Source organism: Mesorhizobium sp. M7A.F.Ca.CA.002.04.1.1 (assembly GCF_004022805.1).
GTDB classification, from domain to species: domain Bacteria; phylum Pseudomonadota; class Alphaproteobacteria; order Rhizobiales; family Rhizobiaceae; genus Mesorhizobium; species Mesorhizobium ciceri.
Window position 1 is genome coordinate 1 of sequence record NZ_RZPL01000324.1, and the last position, 6,113, is coordinate 6,113.

Genomic DNA, 6,113 nt, shown 5'->3' on the forward strand with positions numbered 1-6,113 from the left:
GCGTTGCCGGGTCGGCCTCGATGATTTCGGAGCCGGCATGAGCTCGTTCGAATATCTCCGGCGGTTCCCCGTCGACACGATCAAGATCGACGGTTCCTTCATCGAGCACATCACGCAAAGCCGCTTCGACCGCGAGATCGTGCTGGCCATCACCAGCATTGCCCGTAGCCTCGGCTGCGACGTGGTCGGTGAGAAGATCGAACGGCAGGACACGCTGGCCATGTTGAGCGACATGGGGGTCGCCTTCGGCCAGGGATTTTTGCTGCACCGGCCGGAGCCGCTCGAGCGAATTGTCGCGCGCGCAACCAAGGGAGCGACGGCCCGCAAGGCATCGTGATCCGGGTGCGGCGAGTTTCAGGCCAGGCCGGACTGGCCTGAAACTCGACACTTTCTATCCGGTTCGCCGCGCCGTCGATTGCGGGAACTCCAGCACTCCAGCCTCGGGTCGCCTGTGCTGCGCCTCCGTCACCGCTTCGATCAACAGATCGAGCGCGTCACAGGCGGCACGGCTCGTCTCGTCATTGCCCTGCAGATAATGATAGGCGCGTTCGAGGTGGATGCGGGCGGCTGAAAAATCGCTGGTCAATGGTCCCTCCATGATCCCGCCCTAAAAAGAGCTTGCCGGAGACGAGGGAACGCCGGGTAAATATCCACAAGCGGCTTTTATTCAAATGCCGCCGAATGTTGTGAGCAGACGCGCGGCGTTGAAGCTGCCGATCTCCCCTACGAGGGGGAGATTGGCAGTTTCAACGCCGCACAGCTACACTGCGGCCCCTTGCGCAAGGTGACATCGATGATCGTCCAGGCCTGCATCAACGGCGCGCGTCCGCGCGATTTCCACCCGAAGCTGCCGCTGACTGCCGAGGCAATGGCCAGCGATGCGGCAGCCTGCGTCGCCGCTGGAGCGGCCGAACTGCATATCCATCCGCGCGGCACCGACGGACGCGAAAGCCTGGCAGCCGTCGACGCCACGGTGCTGGCGGTGCGCCGGACCTGCCCGGGAACACTGGTTGGCGTGTCGACCGGCGCCTGGACCGAGAACGACGTCGAGCGGACCCGAGCGGCGATCGCCGGCTGGCGAGACCTGCCTGACTATGCTTCGGTCAACCTGTCCGAACCGGATGCGCCCGCCGTGATGGAGTTGCTGCGCCAGCGTGGTGTAGGCATCGAGGCGGGGCTAGCCGTCGTCGCCGATGCCGAGCGCTTCGTAGCGCTTCCTGGCCACAACCAGGTGCTGCGCATTCTGATCGAGATCGATATCCCCGACCTGTCCGCTGCACTCGATGAAGCGCATGGCATCGCCGCCGTACTCGAGCGCGCCGGGGTAGGGCGGCCGATCCTGCTGCATGGCGTCGACACGACTGTCTGGCCCCTCGTCGAGCTTGCGCATCGCCAGCGCTGGTCGACACGGGTCGGTCTGGAAGACGGCAAGACGCTCGCCGATGGCAAGACAGCCAAGGACAATGCGGAAATCGTCGCTGCCGCCGTGGCGATCTTTCGCGGTGCGCCCGTCGTTGCCTCATAGGCAAGCGGCTTGACGTCTCCGTGCGTGCGAAGGTCTCACGACAAAGGTCGTCGCTCTCCGGCATCCAGCAACCATTGCCGCACGGCTTGCGTCGGCTCGGGGTGGCGCTGTTTTCTCGGCATCACGACATAAAAATCCTGCGTGCCGCGCATTTCGCCGCTGACGGGCTGAACCAGACGGCCGGCGGCGAGGTCGGCGGCGACGAGAAAGCGGCTGGCCAGCGCAATGCCCTGGCCGGCCACCGCCGCGTCGATGGCGAGGCCGGTCTGGTTGAAGCGCATGCGTTTGAGTTCGGTCGTCATCTTCAGGCCGACGGCCTTTTCCATGAATTCCGGCCACAGATTGTGGGCATCGTGCAGCAGTACGTGGTGCTGGATTTCGGAGGCCGCGATCTCGATCGCGCCGGCCGGCAGCAGGGCCGGGCTGCACACGGCGACGATCTGCTGGGGAAACAGCAGGTCGACGACCAGCCCGGCGCCGAAGGGTGGGCGGCCCTGCCTGACCGCGATGTCGACGCCATCGGCCTGGAAGCTCGACAGGCTTTCGCTGGCCAGTACGCGCAGGTCGACCAGCGGGTGGTGCGCGACGAAGTCGTGCAGTCTCGGGATAAGCCATTTGGTGGCGAAGCTCGGCGTCACGCTGATCGTCAGCCGCGCCGGCTCGGGACGAAGCAGCAGCGTCGCCTCCGAGATCAGGTCGAAGGCGCGGCGGATGTTGGGGACATAGGCGCGGCCCTCATCGGTCAGCGCCAGGCCGCGCGGCAGCCGCTCGAACAGCTTCGTGCCGAGATCGGCCTCCAGCCCGCGAATGTGCTGGGCGACCGCCCCTTGCGTGACGTTGAGCTCTTCGGCCGCGATGCGGAAGTTGAGATGACGCGCCGAGGCTTCGAAGGCGCGCAGCGCATTCAACGGCGGCAAGCTGAGGAAGGTTTCGGGCATGCAGTAGTTTTTCTACAGGTTGATTTCAGGCATTCTGGTTCGAACCGACGGGGAAAACCAGCTATATCGACGCTCAACTCCCGAAAACACCGCTTGCGGTGCCCGCAAACCCTGAGAGGAAAATCCGATGAGTGTAGAAAAAGTAGCTGTGGTGGTGGCCGGCGGCAGCGGCATGGGGGCGGCGGCGGCCAAGCGGCTGGCGGCGGACGGCTTCAAGATTGCCATTCTTTCCTCTTCGGGCAAGGGCGAGGCGCTGGCCAAGGAGCTTGGCGGGCTCGGCGTCACCGGCTCCAACCAGTCGAACGACGATCTGCAGCGCCTCGTCGACCTGACGCTGGAGCGCTATGGCCGCATCGACGTGCTGGTCAACAGCGGCGGCCACGGGCCGCGTGCGCCGATCCTCGAGATCACCGACGAGCAATGGCACACCGGCATGGACGTCTACCTCCTCAACGTCATCCGGCCGGTGCGCATCGTGGCGCCGCAGATGGTCAAGCAGAAGGGTGGGGCCATCATCAACATCTCGACGGCCTGGGTGGTCGAGCCGAGCCCGATGTTCCCGACGTCCGCCGTGTTCCGCGCCGGCGTTGCCGCCTACACCAAGATCTTCGCCAACACCTATGCCGCCGACAATGTGCGCATGAACAATGTGCTGCCCGGCTGGATCGACAGCCTGCCGGCCACCGAAGAACGCCGCGACAGCGTGCCGATGCAGCGCTACGGCACTTCGGAAGAGGTCGCCGCGACCATCGCCTTCCTGGCGTCGGAGGGCGCCGGCTACATCACCGGCCAGAACATCCGGGTCGACGGCGGCATTATACGCGCTATTTGAGGGCGTCGGCCGGGAGGGGATTCCGGCATCTCACCCCAAGGAGCAAATAATGCGGCTTTTGATACTCGGCACCGGCTGGATGGCGCAGGAACATGCCCGGCGCTTCAGCGCCATCGAGGGCGTCGACATTGTCGGCGCAGTCGATGTCGATCCGGCGCGGGTTGGCGAGTTCGCCGACAGCTTTGACATTCCCAACCGCTTTACCGGGCTGGAGGAGGCGCTGGCATGGGGCGAGTTCGACGCGGTGGCCAATGTCACGCCCGACCGCATCCACCACCCGACCACCATGGCGCTGATCGCCGCCGGCAAGCCGGTGCTGTGCGAAAAGCCGCTGGCCGAAAACTTCGGCAAGGCGACCGAGATGGCCGATGCCGCCGAGGCCGCCGGCATCGTCAACATGGTGAACCTCACCTATCGCAATGTGGCCGCGCTGCAGAAAGCGCGCCAGATGGTGCAAGCGGGCGAGATCGGCACGGTCAGGCATGTCGAGGCGTCCTACCTGCAAAGCTGGCTGGTGTCGAAATTCTGGGGCGACTGGCGCACCGATCCGAAATGGCTGTGGCGGCTGTCGCGCGGCCACGGTTCCAATGGCGTGCTCGGCGATGTCGGCATCCACATCCTCGATTTCGCCAGCTATGGCGCAGCCGTCGACATCGACCATGTCTTCTGCCGGCTGCGCGCCTTCGACAAGGCGCCCGGCAACCGCATCGGCGACTACGGACTCGACGCCAATGACAGCTTCGCCATGACGCTGGATTTTTCCAACGGCGCCTTCGGCGTGGTGCATGCCAGCCGCTGGGCAACAGGCCATCTCAACGAACTGCGTCTGCGCATCTATGGCGAGAAGGGCGGCATCGAAGTGGTGCACAATCTCGACGGTTCGACGCTCAAGGCATGCGTGGGGGAGAATGTCGAGAACGCCATATGGGAAGAGCTCGACCCCGGCACGGTGGAGACCAACTACCAGCGTTTCACTGACGCGGTGCGCACGGGCGTGCAGGCCGAACCGTCCTTCCGCCATGCGGCCGAATTGCAGAAGGTGCTGGATCTGGCCGTGGTGTCGGACGAGAAGCGGGCCGAGCTGAGAGCGAACGCGGAAACGCGGTGAGGGCTCGCACCTCGCGCCCATACCGCAGTAGCTGGAAGGGGCCGAGTTCTGTCAGACTCCCCTCTGGCCTGCCGGCCATCTCCCTCGCAAGGGGGGAGATCGGCAGCTTCAATTGCTGCGCCTGGTAAGTCATCAGTGCCCGCCTCCTGATCCGTGTCAGGTGGCTTCAGGGGCCGGTCACGAGCGAAAAAACCAGTTTCTGCAAATTGCCGCCATTGCCGAATTCTATACGGTCGAAGTCGCGGCTTGCCTGCACCCGCGCCTTCGAGATCGCGTCGAGCCGCTTGACCACCTCGGCCCTGGTCTTGCTGCATTTGGGATCGTCGGCGACGGTCAGGCCGTCCGTCGCGGCTTGGATGTCGTGGACCATCTGGATCATGCTGGCGCCATGCACCTTCTCATGGGCGGCGACGCCGGCGATGAAGGTGTCCCAGTTCTTCTGGACGGCGGGCGGGAGGGCGCGGGAGGGTTTCGGCAAAGTGTAGGTGACGATCAGCTTCGGCCGCCCGGCCGTCAGCACGCAGTCCTTGCCGCTGGGCTTGTAATCCCTTAGCCCCCAGGTCAGCTTGAAATTGGTGTAGGCGATGGCGCGGGCAATGCCGAGCTTTGGCCCTTTCTCGCCGATCGAGCGGTAGAGTTCGGCGCCGGACTGGCCCGAGATCGCGTAGGGCTCGATCTTCTCGACCGGCTTCCACTCGGCATGAGCGGTGAGCGGCAAGGCCAGCAGGGCGGCAAAGGACAGACACAGGCGAATGCAGGCTCTCAATCCAACTCTCCGCGAAACAGGACCGGCTGCCGCAAGGGGCAATGCCATCGGATCGCTTTTTCCTATATGCTTGCGACGGGCGCTGCAAATGCCCTGAAGGCAGTTGGGGGAGCCATGAGAGTTGCACATCTCGTCGTCGCCGGTGCGGTAGCGGTCCTGCAGGCCGCGCAACCGGCGTTTGCCGCGTCGTGCGGCGGCTGGAGCGCCAGGATGGAGGAAGACGAGGGCGGCAGCGTGCTGACGGCCTCGGTCTGCGGCGGGCCGAAAGGCGATGCGTATCTGATGCTGACCTGTTTCGACACGCCGGTGCTGAGCTACGATCTCGGCGCCAACGGCCGGCAATTGGAGCCTGGCATCAGCGGTTCGTTCGCGTTCAAGGCCGACGGCAAGACGGTAACTAAGGCGCTGCAGCTGGAGGCCATGTACAACTACTTCGTGGTCAACCTGGCGAAAGCCGATCCGCTGCTCGACCTGTTGCGCGGCAAGGGCGATGTGTCGGTCAGTTCAGCCAAATATGGCGAGATCAGCTTTCCGCTGAAGGGTTCAAGCGCGGCCATCGGCAAGGTGCTGGCGCAGTGCGGCAAGGCCCAGCCCGCCGATGGGGATTGAGGACTTCGTCATCCGAAGGCCTCCGAGACGGAGCTGCGCTCCTGCTTCGCCCTAGGATTGTTTGAGCAGGATCAGGTAGTTTGGCGGCCGGGACTGCGGCCCATCACCCCACCCAGTCGTACCGTCGCGGCCATCAGTTCCTCGTCCGAAAACCCGGAAAAACCCAGCACCAGGCCTTGCCGGGACGCCCCGCCGATGAACATCGAGGACAAGGCCCTGGCGCCGACACCTGCCGCCTTCGCCGCCTCGACGATCGCCGTGTCCGGCCCGGCGTGCTTCAGCGTCGCCATCAAGTGCAGCCCCTGTTCGGGCACGGTTACCTCGAGGGCATCGCC

8 protein-coding genes and 1 pseudogene are annotated in these 6,113 nt (G+C 64.8%); 5 read left to right on the plus strand and 4 right to left on the minus strand.

Going from position 1 to position 6,113, the window contains the following annotated elements; all coding sequences use genetic code 11:
• On the plus strand, nt 1–337 hold a 337-nt coding region (locus tag ENZ75_RS17695; protein ID WP_164887856.1), incomplete at its 5' end, for an EAL domain-containing protein.
• A gap of 54 nt (nt 338–391) precedes the next feature.
• Here ENZ75_RS17695 and ENZ75_RS17700 read toward each other — a convergent pair.
• On the minus strand, nt 392–586 hold the full coding sequence (locus tag ENZ75_RS17700; RefSeq protein ID WP_024501638.1) for a hypothetical protein: 195 nt from the start codon (nt 584–586) through the stop codon (nt 392–394).
• A 207-nt stretch (nt 587–793) separates the two neighbouring features.
• Between ENZ75_RS17700 and ENZ75_RS17705 the strand changes: the two genes are divergently transcribed.
• Nucleotides 794–1,525, plus strand: coding sequence for a 3-keto-5-aminohexanoate cleavage protein (locus tag ENZ75_RS17705; protein ID WP_063170281.1), 732 nt, complete (start codon nt 794–796; stop codon nt 1,523–1,525).
• Between the two features lie 35 nt (nt 1,526–1,560).
• On the opposite strand, the gene gcvA is transcribed toward ENZ75_RS17705, so the two are convergent.
• On the minus strand, nt 1,561–2,463 hold the full coding sequence (gcvA, locus tag ENZ75_RS17710; protein WP_063168574.1) for a transcriptional regulator GcvA: 903 nt from the start codon (nt 2,461–2,463) through the stop codon (nt 1,561–1,563).
• A gap of 127 nt (nt 2,464–2,590) precedes the next feature.
• Here gcvA and ENZ75_RS17715 point away from each other — a divergent pair, with 127 nt between their 5' ends.
• Complete coding sequence (locus tag ENZ75_RS17715) at nt 2,591–3,295, plus strand: SDR family oxidoreductase (protein ID WP_024501629.1); 705 nt, start codon at nt 2,591–2,593, stop codon at nt 3,293–3,295.
• 49 nt (nt 3,296–3,344) lie between these two features.
• A complete protein-coding gene (locus tag ENZ75_RS17720) occupies nt 3,345–4,403 on the plus strand; it encodes a Gfo/Idh/MocA family oxidoreductase (RefSeq protein ID WP_063168573.1) in 1,059 nt (352 codons plus the stop codon).
• Nucleotides 4,404–4,569: 166 nt separating this feature from the next.
• On the opposite strand, the gene ENZ75_RS17725 is transcribed toward ENZ75_RS17720, so the two are convergent.
• Nucleotides 4,570–5,169: a DUF922 domain-containing protein gene (locus ENZ75_RS17725; RefSeq protein ID WP_128278209.1), complete on the minus strand. Its 600-nt coding sequence runs from the start codon at nt 5,167–5,169 to the stop codon at nt 4,570–4,572.
• 114 nt (nt 5,170–5,283) lie between these two features.
• On the opposite strand from ENZ75_RS17725, the gene ENZ75_RS17730 reads away from it, so the two are divergent.
• Complete coding sequence (locus ENZ75_RS17730; protein WP_224621167.1) at nt 5,284–5,778, plus strand: hypothetical protein; 495 nt, start codon at nt 5,284–5,286, stop codon at nt 5,776–5,778.
• A gap of 71 nt (nt 5,779–5,849) precedes the next feature.
• Here ENZ75_RS17730 and ENZ75_RS17735 read toward each other — a convergent pair.
• Nucleotides 5,850–6,113 (minus strand): annotated as a pseudogene (locus tag ENZ75_RS17735) (PLP-dependent aminotransferase family protein); the annotation flags it as partial.